18 protein-coding genes are annotated in these 21,533 nt (G+C 54.5%); 2 read left to right on the top strand and 16 right to left on the bottom strand.

The features are described from left to right. Window position 1 precedes the first annotated feature (1 nt). From EDD77_RS04795 to EDD77_RS04765, 7 genes are all read right to left on the bottom strand, one after another. Complete coding sequence (locus EDD77_RS04795) at window positions 2-1,528, bottom strand: YjjI family glycine radical enzyme (RefSeq protein WP_341439675.1); 1,527 nt, start codon at window positions 1,526-1,528, stop codon at window positions 2-4. Window positions 1,529-1,821: 293 nt separating this feature from the next. Further along, window positions 1,822-2,895, bottom strand: a complete 1,074-nt coding sequence (locus tag EDD77_RS04790) for a BMP family lipoprotein (RefSeq protein ID WP_187120514.1) — start codon at window positions 2,893-2,895, stop codon at window positions 1,822-1,824. Between the two features lie 192 nt (window positions 2,896-3,087). Then, a complete protein-coding gene (locus EDD77_RS04785) occupies window positions 3,088-3,501 on the bottom strand; it encodes a cytidine deaminase (protein WP_058966667.1) in 414 nt (137 codons plus the stop codon). Window positions 3,502-3,503: 2 nt separating this feature from the next. Next, on the bottom strand, window positions 3,504-4,223 hold the full coding sequence (gene deoD / locus EDD77_RS04780) for a purine-nucleoside phosphorylase (protein ID WP_058966669.1): 720 nt from the start codon (window positions 4,221-4,223) through the stop codon (window positions 3,504-3,506). 62 nt (window positions 4,224-4,285) lie between these two features. Continuing rightward, window positions 4,286-5,074: a tyrosine-protein phosphatase gene (locus EDD77_RS04775; RefSeq protein ID WP_058966672.1), complete on the bottom strand. Its 789-nt coding sequence runs from the start codon at window positions 5,072-5,074 to the stop codon at window positions 4,286-4,288. 33 nt (window positions 5,075-5,107) lie between these two features. Continuing rightward, window positions 5,108-7,090 carry a fructose-bisphosphatase class III gene (locus EDD77_RS04770; RefSeq protein WP_058966674.1) on the bottom strand — a complete coding sequence of 661 codons (1,983 nt, stop codon included), beginning with the start codon at window positions 7,088-7,090 and terminating at the stop codon, window positions 5,108-5,110. A 136-nt stretch (window positions 7,091-7,226) separates the two neighbouring features. Then, window positions 7,227-8,096, bottom strand: a complete 870-nt coding sequence (locus EDD77_RS04765; RefSeq protein ID WP_058966675.1) for a DMT family transporter — start codon at window positions 8,094-8,096, stop codon at window positions 7,227-7,229. Between the two features lie 200 nt (window positions 8,097-8,296). On the opposite strand from EDD77_RS04765, the gene EDD77_RS04760 reads away from it, so the two are divergent. Both EDD77_RS04760 and EDD77_RS04755 read left to right on the top strand, forming a co-directional pair. Further along, window positions 8,297-9,190, top strand: coding sequence for a radical SAM protein (locus tag EDD77_RS04760; RefSeq protein WP_082669681.1), 894 nt, complete (start codon window positions 8,297-8,299; stop codon window positions 9,188-9,190). Window position 9,191: 1 nt separating this feature from the next. Continuing rightward, complete coding sequence (locus tag EDD77_RS04755; protein WP_058966681.1) at window positions 9,192-11,102, top strand: hypothetical protein; 1,911 nt, start codon at window positions 9,192-9,194, stop codon at window positions 11,100-11,102. A 3-nt stretch (window positions 11,103-11,105) separates the two neighbouring features. Here the strand turns inward: EDD77_RS04755 and EDD77_RS04750 are convergent, their stop codons facing one another. The 9 genes from EDD77_RS04750 to EDD77_RS04710 all read right to left on the bottom strand — a co-directional run bounded on the left by EDD77_RS04750 (window position 11,106) and on the right by EDD77_RS04710 (window position 21,529). Beyond that, window positions 11,106-11,402 carry a hypothetical protein gene (locus EDD77_RS04750; RefSeq protein ID WP_058966682.1) on the bottom strand — a complete coding sequence of 99 codons (297 nt, stop codon included), beginning with the start codon at window positions 11,400-11,402 and terminating at the stop codon, window positions 11,106-11,108. Window positions 11,403-11,507: 105 nt separating this feature from the next. After that, entirely contained in the window at window positions 11,508-12,617 is a 1,110-nt protein-coding gene (locus tag EDD77_RS04745; RefSeq protein WP_058966683.1) for a THUMP domain-containing class I SAM-dependent RNA methyltransferase, read from the bottom strand. A 117-nt stretch (window positions 12,618-12,734) separates the two neighbouring features. Next, window positions 12,735-13,214: a DUF1648 domain-containing protein gene (locus EDD77_RS04740; RefSeq protein ID WP_058966685.1), complete on the bottom strand. Its 480-nt coding sequence runs from the start codon at window positions 13,212-13,214 to the stop codon at window positions 12,735-12,737. A 1-nt stretch (window position 13,215) separates the two neighbouring features. Beyond that, entirely contained in the window at window positions 13,216-14,199 is a 984-nt protein-coding gene (locus EDD77_RS04735; RefSeq protein ID WP_197410510.1) for a Gfo/Idh/MocA family protein, read from the bottom strand. 193 nt (window positions 14,200-14,392) lie between these two features. Next, window positions 14,393-16,153 (bottom strand): DUF6020 family protein, encoded by a 1,761-nt coding sequence (locus EDD77_RS04730; protein WP_058966687.1) that lies wholly within the window; start codon window positions 16,151-16,153, stop codon window positions 14,393-14,395. Continuing rightward, window positions 16,143-17,081, bottom strand: a complete 939-nt coding sequence (locus tag EDD77_RS04725; protein WP_132587324.1) for a glycosyltransferase family 2 protein — start codon at window positions 17,079-17,081, stop codon at window positions 16,143-16,145. Before EDD77_RS04725 ends, EDD77_RS04730 begins: the two co-directional genes overlap by 11 nt. An 82-nt stretch (window positions 17,082-17,163) precedes the next feature. Next, window positions 17,164-17,916 (bottom strand): hypothetical protein, encoded by a 753-nt coding sequence (locus EDD77_RS04720; protein WP_058966691.1) that lies wholly within the window; start codon window positions 17,914-17,916, stop codon window positions 17,164-17,166. A 26-nt stretch (window positions 17,917-17,942) separates the two neighbouring features. Continuing rightward, window positions 17,943-20,294, bottom strand: a complete 2,352-nt coding sequence (locus EDD77_RS04715) for a glycosyltransferase (protein WP_058966693.1) — start codon at window positions 20,292-20,294, stop codon at window positions 17,943-17,945. Between the two features lie 44 nt (window positions 20,295-20,338). Further along, window positions 20,339-21,529: a glycosyltransferase gene (locus EDD77_RS04710; RefSeq protein ID WP_058966695.1), complete on the bottom strand. Its 1,191-nt coding sequence runs from the start codon at window positions 21,527-21,529 to the stop codon at window positions 20,339-20,341. Window positions 21,530-21,533: the final 4 nt, after the last annotated feature.

Genomic DNA, 21,533 nt, shown 5'->3' with positions numbered 1-21,533 from the left:
ATCAGCGCACCCGACGATCCTGAGCGTGGCAGTTGCGGGTGGCACCAAGGGCCAGGCCGGTGGTGTTCAGCAGCACGTTATGACCCTCGGCGAGCTTTTCGATCTCGGAACGCTTGGCCAGATAGCCGGTCACACGGATCACGTCGCTGTCGCTGCCGTAGAAGCTCAGGTAACGGATCTCCAGATCGAAGGAACCGCGGATCACATCCAGCAGGAACTTGTGGTTCTTGTGCACGGTCAGATCCACCGGGAAGATATCGCCGGCGCCGGAGATGAAGTACTTGTGGAACAGGTTGATGTTCTTCAGGTGGTCGATCAGCTCGGCAGGCTCCTCGCCAACAGGGATACGGGTGCCGGGGGTGCTGTTCTTATCGTAATCCATACCCACCTGCGCATGCAGCAGGTAGTGGCCACCGGTGGCCTCGCAGTAGGGGGCGGGATGCGCGTTGCAGAAGGCATTGATCTGCTCCATAATCTCCACACCCAGCTTGTCCGCAGCCTCGCTGTGGCCGAAGCGGCCTTCGATGCCTTCCTTGGCCAGCAGGTCGTTGACGCACTCGGCCATACCAACCAGGCCGAACATGGCGCTGAAACGATCGCGGCGGATCAGACCTTCCAGAGCCAGGAAATTGCTCTCGAAGAAACCGCTCTCCTCTACCAGGAAGCGAACGCGGGCATCCATGTAACGGGCCATCACGTCCATTACATGGGGAAGCTGATTTTCCTTGAAATCCTGAATGTTCTTGCTGCGCTTGGCAATGCCGGCCAGCAGCAGCCGGCACAGGGTGTAGGATCCGCCGCCCTTGTACAGGCCGTTGTAGCAGCTGGCGATGCAGTAATCATCGCCCAGCTCGCTGCGGAACATGCGATCGTTGGCGAAGCTGGGCTTCGCGCAGCGCAGCGCGCACTCGATGCCAGCCATCACGAACTCATCCGGGGTGTCCTTGCTGACACGCATGGTCAGGTTGGGTACGGCGTTCTGCAGCTCCGCTTCCACCTCCATCAGCAGCATGCCGGTACGAGTCATGGTGGGGCCGATGTTGGCATGGCAGAAGGAGTCCAGAATGGTGCGGTCCACACTGGTGAGGAACAGGCGCAGAGCCTTCTTCACGGTCTCGTCGTCAAGATCTTTCACAAAGGGCTCCAGCAGCAGATCCAGATCACCGATGTATACGGGGTAGTTGGTGATGCTGGGAACGTTGTGATACAGAATCTGCAGGTTGTTCAAAGCCTCAAACAGATCCTTCGGGGGATCCAGCTGCAGGAACGCGCTGCCCTCTTTCATGAATTTCGGATAGTCCGGGCAGATGTAACGGGGGCGATAGGGCGCATCGCCCTCAAACAGATTGCAGATGCAGCGATCCTCCTGTTCGCAGCGCATCAGCTCATCCAGACCTTCCGGCTCATCCAGCACGGTCAGGAAATTTTCCGCATGACGGGCCAGATAGGTAACTTTCTGCTCGTGGGTCGCGGTCTGATCCTTCAGAGTGGCCAGGATCTCGGCGCGCTTTGCCTCCACGGTCTCCATAGAAATGCTTCTCATAGTGAGCATACCCTCCCTTGGTTTCAGCTTTATTGCTTATCCAGAGTCGGCAAAAAAGCCAACTTTTTTTCAGTATTATTGTACCAAAAAGCCCGCCCTATTTCAACAACGATCACGTGTTTCCTACCAAACAGACTGAAATTAGCCAGTGCTTTTGTTCAAAAAACCGAAAGTAGTACTTTACACCTTTTTCAGTGCAAAGAACGCACGCAGTGTGCTCCCAAAAAAAGAGCCGCGCCTCGATTTTGAGGCGCGGCTCTTACAAGCCTGAATAATGCTTACTTCAGGGTGAACAGATCGCCGCCCAGCTCTTCGGGAGTGGAGGGAACCTGAACTTCGCCGGCAATGATCTTGGCCTTGGCATCCTCAACAGCGGTCAGCATCTCGTCGGTCAGCAGATCGCGGGTGGGAGACAGGTCAACACCGCCGTTCTCCAGGCTGTACAGGTGCACGCCGGGAGTGAAGGTGCCGTTGGCAACGGCCAGGGAGATGTCCTGAGCAGCGATGTCAACGCGCTTCATGGCAGAAGTGATCACGGTTTCGGGGGCCAGAGGAGCCTGGTCGGTGTCCACGCCGATGGCGTATACGCCGTTGGCCTTGCAGGCCTCGATCACACCGTTACCGGTAGCGCCGGCAGCGTGGAATACCACGTCAGCATCCTTGGTGATCATATCGGTAGCAGCGGTGTTACCGCCGGTGGGATCGCCGAAGTTGTTGGCGTTGAACTGCAGAACAGTGGCCTCGGGGTTCACGGACTTAACGCCGGCGATGAAGCCGCAGCCAAACTGGTTCATGGAATCGGAAACCATGCCCTGAACGTAACCAACGGTGTTGGTCTCGGTAGCCAGGCCGGCCACGATGCCCACCAGGTAGGAAGCCTCAGCCTGAGAGAACATCAGGCAGGCAACGTTGGGCAGATCGATGGAAGCGTCATCGATGATGGCGAACAGCTGATCGGGGTTGGCCTCGGCGGCAGCCTTGGTGGCCTCAGCCAGCATGTAGCCAACACAGATGATCAGGTCGGTACCCTCGCTCAGGTAGGTCTCGATGTTGGCGCTGTAGTCAGCGTCGGTCTTGGACTCCAGGTAGCTTACCTTGATGTTGGGGTTCTCCTCGGCCAGAGTCTGCAGACCCTCCCAGGAAGTCTGGTTGAAGGAACGGTCGTTTACGCCGCCCACGTCAGTGATCATACCAACGGAGATCTCCTTATCGGAGGTCGCTTCGCCGGAAGCAGCAGTGGAAGCAGCCCCGGAGGAAGCGCCGGTGGAAGTGGCAGTGGAAGAAGCACCGCCGCAGGCCACCATGGACACGGCCATGGCTGCTGCCAGTACGATCGAGATCAGTTTTTTCATGATTCAATCTCCTTTTTTCTGTTGTGGAATAACCGCGCCGCAAGCAGGCATCGGTTTCTGGGGAATTTCCCCATTAGCTATTTTATTATAGCCACCAGAGTGACAAATTTCAACCAGTTACTGCAAATACATGGCATTACAATTTGTTAACATTAACCAAAATAAGTCGTACTATACTGCCGTTTGCTCCGCTCAGGCCAGATCCCGCGGCCCGAAATTATAGGGCAGCAGCTCACCCAGCGTTACCTCGGTCCAGCTGTCCGGGCCGGTCACCAGCAAAATAGGCATCTCCAGCTCGCAGAACTCGTTCAGTGCCTGGCGGCACACCCCGCAGGGGCCGGTCACCGGGAAGGGCGGCTGCTGGCCGGCAGGCGCACCCACCACAGCCAGCATGGAAAACTCCCGTGCGCCCTCGCTCACTGCCTTGAACAGGGCGGTGCGTTCCGCACAGTTGGAGGGAGTGTAGGCAGCATTTTCAATGTTGCAGCCGGTAAACACCCGGCCATCCTTTGCCAGAAGTGCGGCGCCCACGTTGAAATGGGAGTAAGGGGTATACGCCATCTCCCGCGCCTGGATGGCCAGACGCGCCAGTTCAGCCTTTTCCATCCTTACACCTCCGCGCCCAGCGCGATCTTCATCATGTTGGTGAAGCTGAGCTGGCGCTCCTCGGCAGTGGTGGCCTCGCTGCTCACAAAGCTGTCGGAAATGGTGAGCAGGCAGGCAGCCCGCTTGCCCAGCACATTGGCATTGTGGAACAGAGCAAAGCTCTCCATCTCCACAGCTACACAGCCCTTTTCATCCCGCAGGCGCTCCCAGTATGTGGGGTTGGTGCGGTCATCGTGGCGGTAGAAAACATCGCTGGAATGGATTACGCCCTCCACCATGGGAATGCCCAGCTTGGCCGCACTGGCGCGCAGGGCATCACACAGCTCGGCGCTGGGGGTCAGGGTATCATCCTCGCAGCCATTCTGGGTGCGGGCATAACTGCTTTCGGAGTAAGCGCCGATGGCCAGAACCACGTCATAGATTTTGGCCTTGTCGGTGTAAGAGCCGGCGGATCCGATCCGGATGATGTTCTCCACACCATACTGGCTGTACAGCTCGTAGGAATAGATGCCGATGGAGGGCATGCCCATGCCGCTGCCCATCACGCTGACAGGGCGGCCCTGATAGGTGCCGGTGAAGCCCAGCATACCGCGCACGTCATTGAACAGCACCGGATTTTCCAAAAAAGTCTCTGCAATGAATTTTGCACGCAGAGGGTCACCGGGCATGAGAACAGTCTTTGCAATCTGGCCCATTTCGGCTTTGTTGTGAGGGGTAGGCATAGTGTGTCAACTCTCCTTTTGCTATTTGGTTGCTTTTTATTTGCGGCCGGGAACCCCCGGCCTTATTCCAGGCACCGGTCCCGCAGCAGCTGCAGCTGCTCGGGCCCCATGCCATATTCGGCGGCAAAAAAATCCTCCATGCAGGCATAGCGCCGGTCGATGGCATCGAATACCGCCTGCATGCTCTCCGGCCGCACCCCGCTGACCAGTTCCAGAATGGGGCGCACCTCCGGGCTCTGTTCCAGCATCTGCCGGTAAACATCCAGGCATTCCTGCACTGCACCGGGGCGGCAGGTATTGGTGGCCAGAAAATCTTCCATTACCGTTTCCCTGCTCGCGCCCAGCGCCAGCAGAATCAGGGCCGCGGCAACGCCGGTGCGGTCCTTGCCGGCGGAGCAGTGGAACAGCAGCGGCATCCGACCATCCAGCATTTCCCGGAAAATTTCCCGGTAGGCCGGGTTATCGAAAGGCAGCGCGGAATAGATATCCATCATTTCCTGCGCCAGATCCTTCAGCCCCTGCGCATCCAGATGCAGCGAATCGTTGGCATCGATGGGCTGTTCCCCGCCCTCGGCGTTTCGGATTGCTCCGATGTCATGGCGGATCACGCCGGCAAAATCCGGATCAGGTTCCCTGCCACGCTCCACCGCGGAGCGCAAATCACTCACCACACGGATTCCCAACTGTTCAAACCGCGCCTGATCGGCCGGAGTGCAGATCTGACACAGCGCACCGCTGCGCCAGATCAAACCGCGCTTTACCCTGCGGCCGTCCGCCGCAGGCCAGCCGCCCAGCTCACGGAAATTTTCCGCCGTTTCAAAGGGCGGCGGCTTGCCCGGAGTCCATTCCATAAGATTCACCTTTCCTGCAGCTGACCGGACCGGTCAGGTTTTTTCTTTGACCAGACCCATCTGGTAGGCCTGCACCAGCAGCTTCAGATCTTCCACATCGGCAGCAAGGCGCTGGCCATTGTCGGTATCGCCCACCAGGGTGCGCTTTTCACAGGTCTCGAACACCTCCACAGTGGAGGCAATATCCAGATTCTCCCGAATGGCTTTCTCGGCGCTTTCAAAGGGTTCGTGCTGCCGCAGCGACATCCCCCGGCTGTTGTATACCAGCGTATAGCCGGCAATGCCGGTTTTTTCGTGATAGGCACGGCAGAAGCCGCCATCGATTACAATCAGGCGCCCTTCCCCCTTCACCGGAGTTTCGCCCTTGGCTGCCCGCACCGGTACATGACCGTTTACAATGTGGCTGTGGGTCTGATCCAGCCCGAACTCCGCCAGAATGGCACGTGCCATCTTGGAATCGTTCACATGCCGGTAATAGGGATTCTTGGTCTCCGTATGGGTTTCCGGATCCTCCACGAAGAGGCGCTCGAAGGTGGTCATCTTATCGCGGCCATACAGCGGCGACAGTTTGCCGCACCACAGGTACCACAGGAAGTCCTCGCCGCTCTGACGCTCGGCGCTGCCTTCAGGGGCAAAATACCCCCGCCGGGCCCGCTCGTCGCAGTAGTCCATCAGCGCCCGGCCGGCATAGCCATGCTGCTCAAAGGTTTCCACCGCAAAGCTGCCGCTTTCGGTCAGGGGCACTGCACCGTGGAACATCAGGTTGCCGTTTTCAATGTGATACACACCGCCTTTGGCGAACAAAAAGCGCACATGCCGCTGCAGGCGCTCGCTTTCCATGAAGCTGCGCTGGAGAGCTTCCATGACCTCCTGCTCCTGGCGGGTGAGCCGGGCCGGGTCCGCCGGGTTCACGGTGGGGAAATCGTCATCCCGCAGAGGATAACATTTGCCCTCCACCTCCACGGTGCCCTCCCTATAATTGATGCGACGCAAAAAGTCCCGCCCTTCCAGCTCAAAATCCGGGTTGCGGTCGATGACCTGGCACTCCAGCTTGAACATGATGATGGCAATGGCCTTGTGCATCCGGGCGGTGCGAATCAGCTCGCTGCGGTGATAGGGTCCCCGGGCTTCGTCAGTGCGGGGATAGAAATGGTGCATATCGCAGTCCCGGTACTCGCTTTCCGCAAACAGAGCAAGCGGCCGCAGGTTGATGCCGTAGCCGTCCTCCAGCGCTTCCAGATTGTTGTAGGCAAGACTGGTGCGCAGCACGGTAGCGATGCAGATGGGGCTGCCGGCAGCAGCACCCATCCAGACCACGTCATGGTTGCCCCACTGGATATCCACCGAATGGTGGTTCAGCAGCTGCTCCATGATCTGATCCGGCCGGGGGCCCCGGTCGAAAATGTCGCCCACGATGTGCAGCTTGAACACCGCCAGATTCTTGATGAGCCCACACATGGCCTCGATAAAGTCGTCGGCCCGGCCCACATCAATGATGCTGGACAAAATCTGCCCGTAGTAAAACTCCTTGTCGTGATCCTCAAAATGGGCGTGGAGCAGCTCGTCCAGAATATAGGCGTAGTTCTTGGGCAGCCGCTTGCGCACAAAGCTTCGGGTATGCTTGGAGGAAACCACCCGGCACACGTCGATCAGCCGGTAGAGGGTCTGCCTGTACCAGGCGTTCAGGTCGGTCTGGCGATCCTTCAGCTCATCCAGTTTCTGGGCCGGGTAATAGATCAGGGTGGCGAACTCCGCCCGTTCCTGCTCCGGCACCCCGGGGCCCAGCACCCGGTCCACCTTTTCCTTGATGACGCCGGATGCGTTGTTCACGATATGGGTAAATGCCTCGGCTTCACCATGCAGATCGCTCATGAAATGCTCGGTGCCCTTGGGCAGTTTCAGAATGGCCTGTAAATTGATAATTTCGCTGCTGGCGGCGGCAATGTTCGGATATTCCCGGGCGAGCAGTGTGAGATATTTCAGATTTTTGCGCGCCCGGGCGGATGGATCCTGCACTGGCAGCGCCTCCTTTCAATGATGGTTTTATCCCGCCGTGCTGAAACTGCACCTGACGTGGACGATAAGTATCATCATTATAGCATGAAACACACCAAAATGGTAGGATGCAGCCAGAAAAAGCCGCCGATCTCTGTTATCGTCTGCCTGCCCGAAGAGAAGCCACAAAACTCACGCCCAGAATCAGTGTTCCGCCTGCCAGTTCCCGGCCGGTGGGCGCTTCTCCCAGCAGTACCAGCGCATACAGAATTCCATAAACTGTCTCCATACCGGACACCACCCCAGCCGCCTGGGAACTTACCCGACGCTGAGCTGCCACATACAGCGAATGGGCAAGGGCGGTACACACCACCCCCAGCACGCCGATGCTGCACAGCCCGACCATCGTCCACTCCCCGCGCCAGAGCAGAACCGCAGGCAGCAGTGCGACGGCCGCTGTGCCCTGTTCATACAGGCACACCACCCGGGCCGGATACCGGGCGGAAAGGTGCCGGTTTGCCAGCGAAAGCACCGCATAAGCCAGACCGGACAGCATGCCCCAGGCTGCCCCGGCTGCCGCACCACTGCCCAAGCCGTCGGGTGGAAGGGTGATCATTACACCTGCCAGCAACGCAATGGCCTCCAGTACACCCTCCAGCCGAAGCCGTTCCCGGAACACCAGCGGCTCCAGCACCGTAAGAAAGAGCGGAAAGGCAGAAAAAGTAATGGTTCCCATTGCCACCGAAGAAACCTGAATTGCCTGAAAAAAGGTGGTCCAGTGAAGGGCCAGTACCAGCCCCGCAAACACCGCCAGCCCCAGATCCCGTTTGTTTGCCAGCCGCAGCGACGTGCGGCTGAGCAGACTCAGCGCCAGCAGCACCGCCGCCGAGCAGATCACCCGTCCGCCCGCGATCACCACGGAAGGTGCCTGCACAAAGCGGCCGATCACCGCGGCCAGCCCAAACAGCATCACCGCAAGATTCAACGCCGCCACGCTCCGGGCCGTTCCGGTCTGTTCTGTTTTCATTCCATTTTCCCCACTCTCCCCGGCTTTGTTGTTCGGTGTGTACCGGTTTTCGTCAACTGGTTATTATACGGGAGACTGACAGGGTACGTCAACCGGAGTTTTGGTGGCACAGTGACAAGAAAATATGGTATAGTAAAGATTGTTCTATTTTACTTTATACAGGCGCGTTGAAAAGGCCGCCTGTTTTGGGAGGTTTTATCTTGCAGATTCCCGCATCCTGCACTCTCTGCCCCCGCCGCTGCAAAGCGGACCGGACCCGGCGCGCCGGGGTATGCGGTGCGGCCGACCAGCTGATGGTGGCCCGCGCAGCGCTGCATCACTGGGAAGAGCCGTGCATCAGCGGCACACAGGGCAGCGGCACCGTATTCTTCTCCGGATGCAGCCTGAAATGCTGCTATTGCCAGAACTATAAAATCAGTCAGGAAGGGCTGGGCAAAGCGATCGATGCAGCCCGTCTGGCCCAGATCTTTCTGGAGCTTCAGCAAAAAGGCGCTCACAACATCAATCTGGTCACCGCCACCCAGTGGCTGCCCTGGGTTCTGGAGGCTCTTGCGCAGGCGCGGGCACAGGGCCTGACCCTGCCCATCGTGTATAATACCGGCGGATATGAGACGCTGGAAACCGTGCAGCTTCTGGACGGCGTGGTGGACGTATGGCTGGCGGACGTGAAATATGTTTCGCCGGAGCTTTCTGCCCGCTACTCCGCTGCTCCGGATTATTTCGAGGTATGCAGCCGGGCGGTGCGGCAGATGATCCGGCAGACCGGCGCCCCCCGTTTTGACGAAAACGGTCTGCTGCAAAAGGGCGTTATTCTGCGGCATCTGGCCCTGCCCGGCGCACTGGCAGATTCCAAAGCAGTGCTGGACTTTATGGCCAGCCTTCCTACGGGCAGCTTTTTGCCCAGTCTGATGAGCCAGTATACCCCCTTCCACAAGGCGGTGCAGATGAAACCGCTGGATCGCCGCATTTCCACCTGGGAATACCGGCAGGTAGTCAATTACGCGGTCGACCTGGGATTGAGCGAGGGCTACATGCAGCAGAAGAGCAGCGCCAAAGAGGAGTATACCCCGCCTTTTGATCTGGAGGGTGTCTGATATGGGAATTTTATTCAGTATTTTATATCTGGCGGTCTTTCTGGCCGCCGGCTTTGTGCTGGCGCATCGGGTGCTGCCTGCTTCCAGGCCGGAAACGCAGCTGGTTTATACCGCTGCCTTCGGGCTGGTGCTGCTGATTGCACTGCCGGCACTGTTTGCACTGGCATTGGGTTTCACCCTGCCGGCCGCCCTGTTGGCGTTGGCCACTGCGGCAGGAATCTCACTTGCCGGATTTCTTTCCCGCCGTTCTGCTTCCGGCCGGGTATTTCGCAAGCAGAGCGCACAGGCGTCCAACGTCAGCCATTCCCCCAGCCTGATCCCAGCCTTCTGGGGCTGTGTGCTGCCGCTGCTTCTGTTTTCGATCTGGCTGCTGCACACGCACACCCTCTATTATAAGGAGGGCGCTTACTGGTGCGGACAGAGCACCTACGGCGACCTGCCCATGCACCTTTCCTTTATAAAAAGCATCGCAGAGCAGGGACTGTTTCCGCCGGAATTCCCCATGCTGGCCGGCCAGACGCTTTATGGCTATCCTTTTTTGTGTGAAAGCGTTTCCAGCGTATTTCTTCTGCTGGGCGCTCCGCTGAAATTCGCCTGCATTCTTCCCCAGGTGGTGGCGCTGGCGGCGGTGTTTGGCGGCGGCTGGCTTCTGGCCAAGCATCTGCTGCACAGCAATACCAAAGCCAGCCTTGCCTTCGTGCTGTTCTTTCTGGGCAGCGGCTTTGGGTTTGCTTACTTTCTGGAAGGCGGATTTGAAAACTTCACCCGTATTTTCACTGCCTACTATGAGACCCCCACCAATTATGTGGAGGAAAACATCCGTTGGGTAAACCCCATCGCAGATCTCCTGATTCCGCAGCGCGCCACCCTGTTCGGCTGGGCACTGCTCTTCCCCTGCCTTGCGCTTCTGGTTCGCTTTGCGCTGGAGGAAGAATACCGGCTCTGGCCTGCGCTTGTTTTACTGGCAGCATCTCTTCCACTGGTACAAACACACTCTGCTCTTGCTCTGGTGCTTATCTGCGGTGTGCTTTTCACCCGCTCTCTGGTCATGTACCGGACAAACTGGAAGGCGCTTCGCCCCTGGCTGTTGTTCGCTGCGGTAACAGCATTAATCTGGCTGCCGCTGATGCTCACGCAGATCCTGCCCCATACTCAGGAGGGCTCGGGCTTTTTGCGCTGGCATTTCAACTGGTCCAACGAGGGAGATAATTACTTCTGGTTCTATATCAAAAACATCGGCCTGGTCTATATTTTGCTGCTTCCCGCCTTCTTGTGGGCGGGCAAAAAGCTGCGCTGGGTCTATGGCGGCGGCCTGTTGATTCTGCTGCTCAGTGAATTTGTGGAGTTTCAGCCCAACGACTACGACAACAACAAGCTGCTGTTCATCTGGCACCTGCTGGGCTGCATACTGGTGGCAAATCTGATCGTGGATCTGCTGAAAAAAGTGGAGAAGCGAAGCGTGCAGACGGTGCTCTGCGCCATGCTGGTGTTCACCGGCACCTTCGGCAGCATCCTCACGCTGGGGCGCGAAGCTGTGAGCCAATACCAGCATTTTGACGCAGACGCCATCGCCGTGGCAGACTATGTGGAAGAAAACACCGATCCCATGGGTCGCTTTCTGTGCGGTACACAGCTGTTGAATCCGGTTCTCAGTCTTTCCGGGCGGCCCATCCTCTGTGCTTCCGGCACCTGGCTGTATTACCATGGCATGGATTATTCCGCGCAGGAAGCTGCGGTACGCCAGCTGCTGGAATCCCCCAGCAATGAGAGTCTGGACCAGTGGGGCATTGATTACGTGATGATCGGCCCCTCCGAGCGGGCAGATTATGCAGTGAACGAAAACTGGTTTGCCACCCACTGTACCCTGCTTTACGATCAGGGTGGATACAGCATTTATCAGGTCAACAACTGACGGTTATTGGGAGTTTGCAAACGGTATCACACTGCCCTGCACCAGTCCCACACGGGAAACGAACAGAACAAAGGCAGCAAATGCCAGCGCACATACAAGCATCGCCCATTTCCGGCTGTTCAGCACGGCGGCTGTCCTGTCGTAATAGCGCCCGATCAACCATACATTGGATGCGAAGAACAACACGAAGATCCATTCGGCGCTAAAGATCGTTGCCATGCTGCTCAGTGCATAGCTGATAATCCAGTAATTCACGGTTTCCACGCCGATTTCCACCGCCTTTGCCAGTTGCCTTTTCATAAAACCGCCCGCCTTTTTCTGTTTTTCTCATTGTAGCGTTCTTTCCAAACAAAAAGCAAGCCGTCTAATGCCGAAGCATTGGGCGGCTTGCTTTTGTTCTTCCAATCAATAGTACATGTACACCTGGCAGGGAATCATGCCATTGTACAGCTTGCGGCGGCGGCTGGCTTTTTTGCCGAAGTGCTTTTCCAGATCCGCATCCGCAGTGATGATGTAGGCACCGGTCACCGGATGCTCCTCCAGTGCCTTGCCCAGCACACCCGCCAGTCGGGCAGCGGTGGCCAGATCGCCCAGCCGCTCGCCATAGGGAGGGTTGGTCAGCACGATCATCTCCGGCCGGGGAGCAAAGTCCTTCACGTCCGCCAGCTCAAAATGACACCGGTCGCCCACGCCCGCCAGCTTGGCGTTCTGGGTGGCAAGTGCCACTGCCGCGGGGTCGATGTCATAGCCGAAGCCCTCAAAGGCCGCGTCCCGCCGAATCTCGGACAATGCTTTTTCCCGCTGCCGGGCCCAGATCTCGGGCGGGCAGAAGGTGTAGTGTTCGGCGGCAAAACGGCGGCGCAGGCCGGGGGCGATGTTCATCGCCTTCTGGGCAGCCTCGATCACCATGGTGCCGCTGCCGCAGAAGGGGTCGGCCACGATGGAATCCCTCCGTACACGGCCCAGGTCCGCGATGGCAGCCGCCAGTGTCTCCTTGATGGGGGCTCCGGTGGCGTTGCGACGGTAACCACGCTTGTGCAGACCGTCACCGGAGGTATCCAGCATCACTTCCACCACGTTTTTGCGGATGGAGAAGCGGATCTTGTACAGTGCGCCGGTCTCAGGCAGCATCAAAGTCTTGTGACCCTTCTTCAGCCGCTCCACCACCGCCTTTTTCACAATACTCTGGCAGGCGGGCACACTTGACAGAGTGCTGGACAGGCTGGAGCCCTTTACCGGGAACTGGGCGTCCGCCGGGATCAGCTCCTCCCAGGGAATGCTGGCCACACCATCAAACAGTTCGTCGAAGGTGGTGGCGGTGTAGGTTTTCAGCAGCACCAGCACCCGCTCCGCGCAGCGCAGATTCAGGTTTGCTGCGGCGATGATGTCCGCCGGCCCGGAAAAGGCGATGCGGCCGTCGGTCACCTTCACGTCCTCGGCGCCCAGGCGGCGCACCTCAAAGGCGGCAGTGCTCTCGGTGCCAAAGTAACAGGGGGCAATCAGATCAAATTTCATAATAAGGCAAACTCCTTTTGGATGCGGCCTGTTGCAGTGAATTCACAGGCCGGTGTGAATGGTCGCAGGGTCTATCATATCATGGGGAGACAGGCGGCGCAAGGCTTTTTTCTTCCATTAACGTTTCCGGTAAAGCTGAAGAAGGCAGAGTACGATGGGGCCGAACACCAGCAGCATGGTCAACGGCATAAACCAGCTTCCCAACGGCTGCGACCGGGCCGAGCAGACCGCCATCCATGCAAAAATCGCCGCAATCACAAGCCGTATGGTCACCAGCAGATTTTTCAAAATGCGGTACACCCGCACCCGGTTTTCCTCGGTCACCTGCACGCCGGTGTTCCAGATCATGGGAACCTGTTCAATTCCCCACATCATCAGCCACATCACCCCGCCGATTACCAGCAGAACCACACAGCTGCTTTTATTGCCCCATGCGTCCGGCTGGCCGCCAAACCTGTAATGGGTGGGGATTTTTTGCGGGATTGCCATCCAGTTGGCCCAGAGATAAAATGCAGCCGCTGCCAGAAATCCTCCGCTCAGCCAACCAGCCAGGCGGTCATACCGGCTTTTGGGAATGCTCCATTTGTTCTTGTTCATCTCACAGCTCCTCGCCGGGGTAACACACGCCCCATTCCTGCCGCAGAGCGGTCATGGTGCGCATCACATCCTGCGTCCAGTCCAGATGCAGAGCCGACACGTCGCCGGTACGCACTGCCTGTTCCATGGCGGCCACCTCATATTCCAGCGCCCGGGCCGTTTCACCCGCCCGGACCTCGGTCACCGCGCCGGTGGCTGCATCCACCACTCGGGCTATCTGAGCGCGGGGGTAATCATCGATCTCGATGTATGCGTTTTCACAGCCGATCACCGCCCGCTTGGGCAGCTTGGAACGCAGGCTCATGGTGATGGTGGCCATCTGGCTTTCCGGATTTTGCAGCAGGATGACCGCCTGTTCGTCCACCCCGGTAGGGGCCAGCTTTACCCGGCTGAGCACCTGATCCGGCGCGCTGGACAAAAAGCTGCGGGCGCAGCTGAGGGCATAGACCCCAATATCCAGCAAGGCGCCGCCCGCCAGTTCCGGATTAAAAAAACGGTTGGTCATGTCATAGGGCTTGAAGCTGCCAAAGTTCAGTTGCAGAAGCTGAACCCTACCCCATTCTCCCAATGTCAGCCGCTGCCGCAGTTCCTTGTACAGGGGCATGTGCCAGATGGTCATAGCTTCTGCCAGAATCCGTTTCTTTTCCCGGGCCAGTGCGACACACCGCTCCAACTCCCGACTGTTCAGGGTGATAGCTTTTTCGCACAGCACATGCTTGCCTGCGGCCAACGCCTGCTCGATCAAAGCTGCATGGGTATTGTGAGGAGTGGCGAGGTAGACAATATCTATCTCCGGGTCTGCAAAGGCCTGCTGCGTACTTTCATACAGCCTGTCCGCGCCGTACCGCTGTGCAAAAGCCCGTACCTTCTCTGGGCTGCGACCCGCTACGCCGAAGGGCCGGCGGTCCATGAATGCAAATGCCCGGGCCATCTCCTCAGCAATTCCGCCCGCACCTATGATTGCCCAGTTAAACGTTTTGTCCACTTCCAGCCCTCCTTTACCCGTCTGCCACTATTACTCCGCCCCGGCCTTTGCCCGTTGAGCAAAAGCCGGGGCGGATATGAAACTTAGTTTTTCTGAACACCCAACGGTCAGAGAACAGTACCTCGTAATGGTAGCAAATTCAACTCTTCGCTCTTTATCCCAGCACTGCACATCCAGACTCTTTTTTATTCGGTCATGTGCAATTTTTACACTTGATTGAATAAGCAACACTGGCAATCGCTATTGGCAAAACAGCCATAACCGGCAGCATATACCGAACGCAGTTGGCAACCGGCGACGCAATACATACCAGTACACTTATAAAGATTGGCGAAAGAACCACCAACTGTTCGTATTTTTTTTGAGAAAAGGCAACCCAAAGCAGCAAAACTGCGCTCCATGTGTAAGTCCCGGCCTGATATGCCAAATGAATCAACGGCACACCTTGTATATCATCTGCCCATTGCAGAATTTGTTCCCGAACAGATTCTAAGCTGCCAAATAAATACTGGTGATGAATATTCGCACTTGTATCGCTGTAAAAATAGTTCGCAAAATACGCATTATTCACACTTATCGAGTAGTAACCTGCCGAAGCATTAAAAAACGCCTGAAAATAGGTTTCCGGATGCTTGAAAAGCTGTTTTACCCAAACTTCAAAATACTCTTTCAAACTTCCATCCGCCTTGAACGTATCCTTTACCGGGTCCGATATCCAACTGGAATACCCTTCCGCCAAAGAATCATAATCCAAAACCGCATTAATTGCTTTTTGTTCTTCTTCGGTTACTTCGTCTCCGTGTTCTTTTACATACAATGCCGTTTGCTGAAATGGAATAGACAGCATTTCCCGGCTACTTCCTTTCATGACCCCCATGGCCGGCAAAACCACACTGCTGTAAATCTGCATCATCACAATCACTGCAGCCATACTGATTACCATATATTTTCGTTGTCGTTTACGCAAAACTATACAACCAGAAATCAGTACCGCAAGCGCAATGTAAACGCCATTGTTGCGAAGCAAACTCATCAAAAGCCCTGTGACGGTAAGGCGCCCCCAATTCTGCCTGCGACTAATAACAGCTTCGATCAGTTCAACCATGAAAAGTACTACCGACACCGTATAAACGCCGTCTTTAACAAGGAATTGTGCAAAACTGGGCCATACGGGGAGTAATGCAAAGTATAGCATAACCACAAAGCCAAAGCTGACCGAACAATTCCAACGCTTTATGCAACGATCGATAATCCATGCAAAGGCAAAAGCCATGGCAAAGTACTGAAAAACCGTGTACAGCCATAACCCAAACAGATCCGAACCCCAAAAGCGGCCGAAATTAAAGCATCCTCCCATCAGGAACGTTGAAAACGGCGGATGGTGACTGCTTAAATAGTACACACCAATGGTCTGTTCAATCTGATTGATTGCGTCATTGCTTAATGAACAAGGGAAGAAAATCAACCAATATGGAAGCCAGGCTACTGCAATTCCAATTGCACTGACAAGAAAAGGCTTTTCTTTGAATATCCGCGCTATCTTCGGCAATGCTTTCTCAGACCTGGAAGGGAGGCTGATATACCATGCGGCAACGCAAGAGACATGAAAAAAGGTGAGTGCCATTCCGATGGCCATGACTACTGTATGTACTTGAAAACTTTTTATCCATGGGATTTCTCGGTCCACGCCATAGCCGATTATTGAACAAACTCCAAATAACGCCGACAGCACCCCCAAAAACCAACATGCCCCGACGGACATTTTTTTCGTTTTTCCATGCCAAAGCAGCCACCCAAGCCCTAATGTCAACACAGAAACGGCAATTCCTTGCCATACCGTAAGTCCTGCATCGAAACGATAAATAACCCATGCAGTCGTCATAACAGGCAATTGAATCATCCGAATAAGGCGGTTCTTTTTTTCCATTCCAAACAGCATACGATCACTTTTCATTTTTCATGCGCCCTAACATGGAGAATACATTCAACTGCAATTCAAAATTTTGCCGATCCTTTTTAACTACAGTATCCAAAATCAGGCCACAAATCAACAGAAGCATTGCAAGAATTCCCGCCACACCAGAAACAATCAATGTGGGGAACCGCAACACTAATCCTGTCGACAAATATTCCATAAACACCGGAACAAAAAGCACTGCGGCCAACAGTAACATCACCAATGCCAGCAAGCCAAAGAACGGCAACGGCTTATAGTCCTTGTAAAGGCGGAAAATTGTTTTTAAAACCTTAAATCCATCCGAATATGTATTCAGCTTAGATTCGCTGCCTTCCGGCCGATCACGATATGTGACCGGAAGATTCTCCAACCGCAGATTTTTATCCAGTGCATGAATCGTCATCTCGGTTTCAATTTCAAACCCCTTGGAAAGCACCGGAAAGCTCTTCACAAACAGCGGGCCGAACGCGCGATAACCTGTCATAATATCCACTACATCGCCCTTAAAGAACTGGTTCACCAGGCGGCGTACCAGTACGTTGCCTAAGTTGTGGAAAGGGCGTTTATTCTCCGTGAAATAAGTGGAAGACAGGCGATCACCTACCACCATATCCGCATTTTTGTTCACAACAAGATCTACCATCTGCGGTGCAAATTCCGCCGGGTAGGTATCATCGCCATCTACCATCAAATAGCAATCCGCATCAATGTCCCTGAACATGCTCCGAATTACATTTCCCTTACCCTGGCGATATTCATAACGTACAATCGCACCTTCTGCACGAGCAATCTCGTCTGTTCCATCCTTGGAATTATTATCATATACATAGATATCCGCTTCTGGCAGCACTGCCTTAAAATCCCGGATTACCTTTGCAATGGTCTTACTTTCATTGTAGCATGGAATCAACACTGCAACCTTCATCTGCTTACTCCTCATTCCATATGGATTCCTTATCACATTCTTCGCACGAATCCGACAAGGCAAGGTTCCCCTTGCTTTTATTTTACTGGCTCTGCTTTTTCTGGCTCTTCCACCAGAACATCAGCATAAAATGAATTGTGAACTGGAGTGTGATCAGCGCTCCCACATACAGAATCGCCTTTTCCCACAGCGCCATCTGGATAAGGCCTCCCGTTCCTTCATAAATGACCCGACCCTCACTATCTGCTTTTGTGCAATCTACCTGTGCGGTAGTTCCATCTGCCCACTGGATTTCAGCCTGGCCATAGCCCTCACCACCGGCAAAAATCAACTGCGTGGAACGTGCTGCCGGCAGTTCTACCGTCAGGCGGCCAGTCTGCCCCTGTTCTGCCGCCACAAACACCATATCATCATATTCAGCATTGTAGGTCCAGTTCAGCGATTCGGTGAATCCCATGTCTGACAGCAGTTTCTCCTGACCATCCTGCACAATGCGGGCCAGGCATAAATTCTGATTTTGTCCCGCGGATTCACCCGCATAAATGGTAAGGGTTGTTTTCTGATATTCCGGAATCAGGTAATTTACAGAAAAAACTGATACAATCAGTGCCAGTGCCAGTGCCAGCAACTGATCCTTTACCGGGTTCGGGCGAACGGTTTTCTTGAACAGAATCTTTTTCAAAAAAGCCATTCCGACACACAGCGCAAGGAAATAACAGGCAACAAACACCACCTGCACGGTCGTATTCAAGGTAATTCGGTATACACTCCAGGTAAGGTATCCAGCTGCAAGCACCACTGCCAATGCACGAATCACTTGTTTGATATACTTCATTGTTTTGTTCCGTCTCGCCTTTCTTCTCAACACTCAAACAGTTCGTTGAGTTCTTTCTCTATCATTTCATTCGGATAATGATACTGCTGCAGATTTTCATGGAAGCGTTCGATTTCATTCTGGTTTTCCAAAATATGCACGATTGCATCCCGAATTCCTTTTTCGGTATTTGCTGCAAGCCAGCCATTCTTCCCCTGACTGATCTGTTCCGGAATGCCGCCCACTGCTGTAGCCAGCACAGGTACCCCCAGTACAAACGCTTCGTAGATGGTATTCGGCAAGCCTTCATAGGAAGAAAGCAGTGCAAAAACCTGCGCATTCTTCACATAGCGGAACGGGTTCCGATGCGCTCCGCGCAGTGTTACGCAATCTGTAAGATCCAGCTTTTGAATCTTTTCCACTGCATCGTTCCATTCCGGACCGTCTCCGATCCAATCCCAATGGAAACGATATCCTTCCTCCTTCAGTCCGTAGAGAATTTTTAACAGCCGCATCAGAGACTTCTCCTGACTGAGGCGCCCCACCGTGACAAAATGAACCGGCGGGAATGGTTTTTCCGAACGCATCTGCCCTTTTTGCAGAATCTCTTCCTGATCAATAAAATTGGGAAGCACCTTCGTTCGGGAGGCCAGTTGCGGATAAATCTGAATGAACCGGTTTCGGATCTGTTCGCTCAGCAATACGATCGTATCAAACTTTTGATAGATCTGCCCATCGTCCTTTGTAATATGTCTGGTCCAATCCGAAAAATTCTTCCACGCTGAATAATCTGTGTGGATCCACTGAATTTTCTTCTGCGCGCTGCAATTTGCCACATCTTCACGCCAGATCGAACCCTCTGACACAACACACACCGTTTTAAACTGGCCAAACAGCTTTTGTGCTTCGCCCATTACATATCTACGGAAAGTCTGCTGCTGTTTGTCCGCAGCAGGCCTAAAAGAACAGGTCAGCTTTTCCATTTTTTCCGTTGCAGTCCAGGAGCGATCCAGCAAAATAGCCAGAACCCGACTGTTGAACCAGCGGTTTTTCTGAATACTGTGCCACCCGTAAAAACGAACCTCGGGAAGACGCATCCGCAATTCCAGATTGGGTTCTGTGCCGGAAAAAACAGCTACCTTATGCCCGGCCCGTTGTAAGGCGTCCATTTGATGAAGTGCTGCCCCTTTGGCTCCACTGGGATAATTCACATCATCAAACACAAAAAGGATGTCCTTTTCCAAACCGGACAATTCCTCTTTACTCACCAGACGGCCAAAGCTTTCCACAATTTCTGTGGTATTGTCAAAATCGGTTAACGAATCCCGGATCTTCTGCCGCAGCTCTTCATTTGTGAGCAGAAGCTCTAGTTTGTCGGCAATATCCTCCGGAGTAAAATCCGTTAAAATACCGTTTTCCCCATGAACAATCTGCTCCAGTGCTCCGGCCGTGCGCGTTGCAATCACCGGAACCCGCAGTGTTTTCGCCTCGGTAATAACCATGGACCAGGACTCAAAATCCGACAGAACCGCCACTGCATCTGCGTAACGCATATAGCGATAGGGATTGCTCCTGCTTCCAAGCAGCAGAAAGTCCTTTTCCAGACCATACGCTTTCGCCTGTTCACGCACCTTTTCCACAAGCGGACCATACGCCAGAGAACCAATGTTCAACCAGGTAAAGTTTACTCCCCGCTGCTTCAGAATGCGCATTGCTTCCAGCTGACGCAAGTGCCCCTTTTCTGTGCGGATATTGGCAACCGTCAACACAATCGGACGCTTCGTTTCCAGCAAAACATCCTCTGTGGGCTCCTGTGCCATTTTCCGAAGTTCCGGAAGGTCCAGCGGGTTATAAATGACCGCCGCTTTTTCCTTCATAAGCGGATATGCTTCCACGCTGCTCTTCAGCGCGTTTTGGGAGACAAAAATGTAGGAATCCACTGCGTCATCATAGCGGAAATATTCCTTGGCATTAAAGTACGACGCCTTTGACAGATCGGTGTGAATCCAGGCTGCTTTGTGCACCGCGTTTACTTCACGGGCAACAAATACAGGCGTATACCACTCTCCAACATGAAACGCCCAGTCATACTGTTTGCCAAACACAAAATCCAGTGCCGGCCGGGGGAATTCGTCCTTTTGCGGAATGGTATACAAAAAGCGTCCTCGCGCACGCTTCGGCAAAGGGTAGTTCAGGTTTTCCTGGAAAACATCGCACAGACGGATCCAGGACGGTACCATGGGAATCAGCGATACCGCATTTTCTGCGGGCATCTGATTCATTACCAGGAAATCCACCTCGTATGCTTCTTTGTCCAGCAGCTTGAACAGGTTAAGCAGAGCACTCTCTGCTCCGCCTTTATAAAATTGTGAAATAACAAATAAAAGCTTCTTTTTCATGGAAACTTCCTTTCCCTCTGCAACGGCTTTTTCAAAGCTCCTTATCACACTGTCATAAACATTTGTTTAACTTCCTGAATCGCCCGGGCATACTCATCCCGTTCTGGTACCGGCTCAATTTCCAGATTATTTTCCAGAAACTCCTTAAGCACAGGAAACGCATCTTCCGCATTTCCATCAATCAGGCGGCCATTCACACCTTCTCTGATCTGTTCGGGGATTCCTCCAACCGCTGTTGCAATGACCGGGATCCCCAGAATCTTTGCTTCCTCAATCGTTACCGGCATTCCTTCATATCTGGAAAGCAGCACAAAAGCATCCGCTTTCTTCAGCAGCGGATAGGGATTTTCCATCTGACCTGTAAACAGAACCGTCTGTTCCAACCCCAATCGCCTGCATTGGCGCTCAAGCTCTTCTCTCTGCGGGCCGTCTCCAACAATAAACCAACGGAAATCGGCAATTCTTTTCAGCCTGGCACTCAGCTCCAGTAACTGATCCATCGCCTTTTCCTGCTCCAGGCGACCAATCGTAAGCAACCATTTCTGCTGCTTTGAAGGCAATTGCACCGTAAGGGGCTCCTCTGCTCGCGCTGTGATCTGTTCCACGGGCAAAACATTTTTCAGCACCACAGTTTTTCCCGCAAGCGTCGGCAGCTTGTCCACAAACCCTTTGCGGTTACACTCTGACAGGCATACGATCCGATCAAAATATGCGTACAGGTGTGCATCGTTACGAGTCACCTGACGCGTCCAGTCGCTGAACTGACTCCAAAGCGAGTAGTCCGTGTGGATCCACTGCACCTTCTTCGGGTGTTCAAGCCCCGCCACCATGGACCGCATTCTGGATGCCTCACTGACCACACAAACCACATCGAACGCTTCAAAGGACTTCGCAAACTGCACCTGAAGCGCTCTTTCCATGGCCGCGTCCTGCCGCCCGACTTTTCCCAACAGCGCAAACCAGATTCTGGCCACTTTCTGGGAAAAACTGCATTCTGGATTCTTCAGCACCTGGGAGGCAGGCGTGCCATAACAGGCAACCTTCGTTTGGGGCGGCACCGTAATCCACTCCACATTCCCAAACTGCTTTTTTGTTTCCGGCTTTGGCGAAGTCAGACTGAACACTGTAATGGAAAAATCCGATTGAATCGCCCGGATCTGCGCGGCAGTCACCATTTGTGCACCGCTGGGATAATTCACATCATCAAACACATACAGCAGACTTCGTTTTCCCATGCCA

The organism is Allofournierella massiliensis (assembly GCF_004345265.1).
Lineage (GTDB): Bacteria > Bacillota > Clostridia > Oscillospirales > Ruminococcaceae > Allofournierella > Allofournierella massiliensis.
This window is presented reverse-complemented; position numbering and strand designations above follow the sequence as displayed.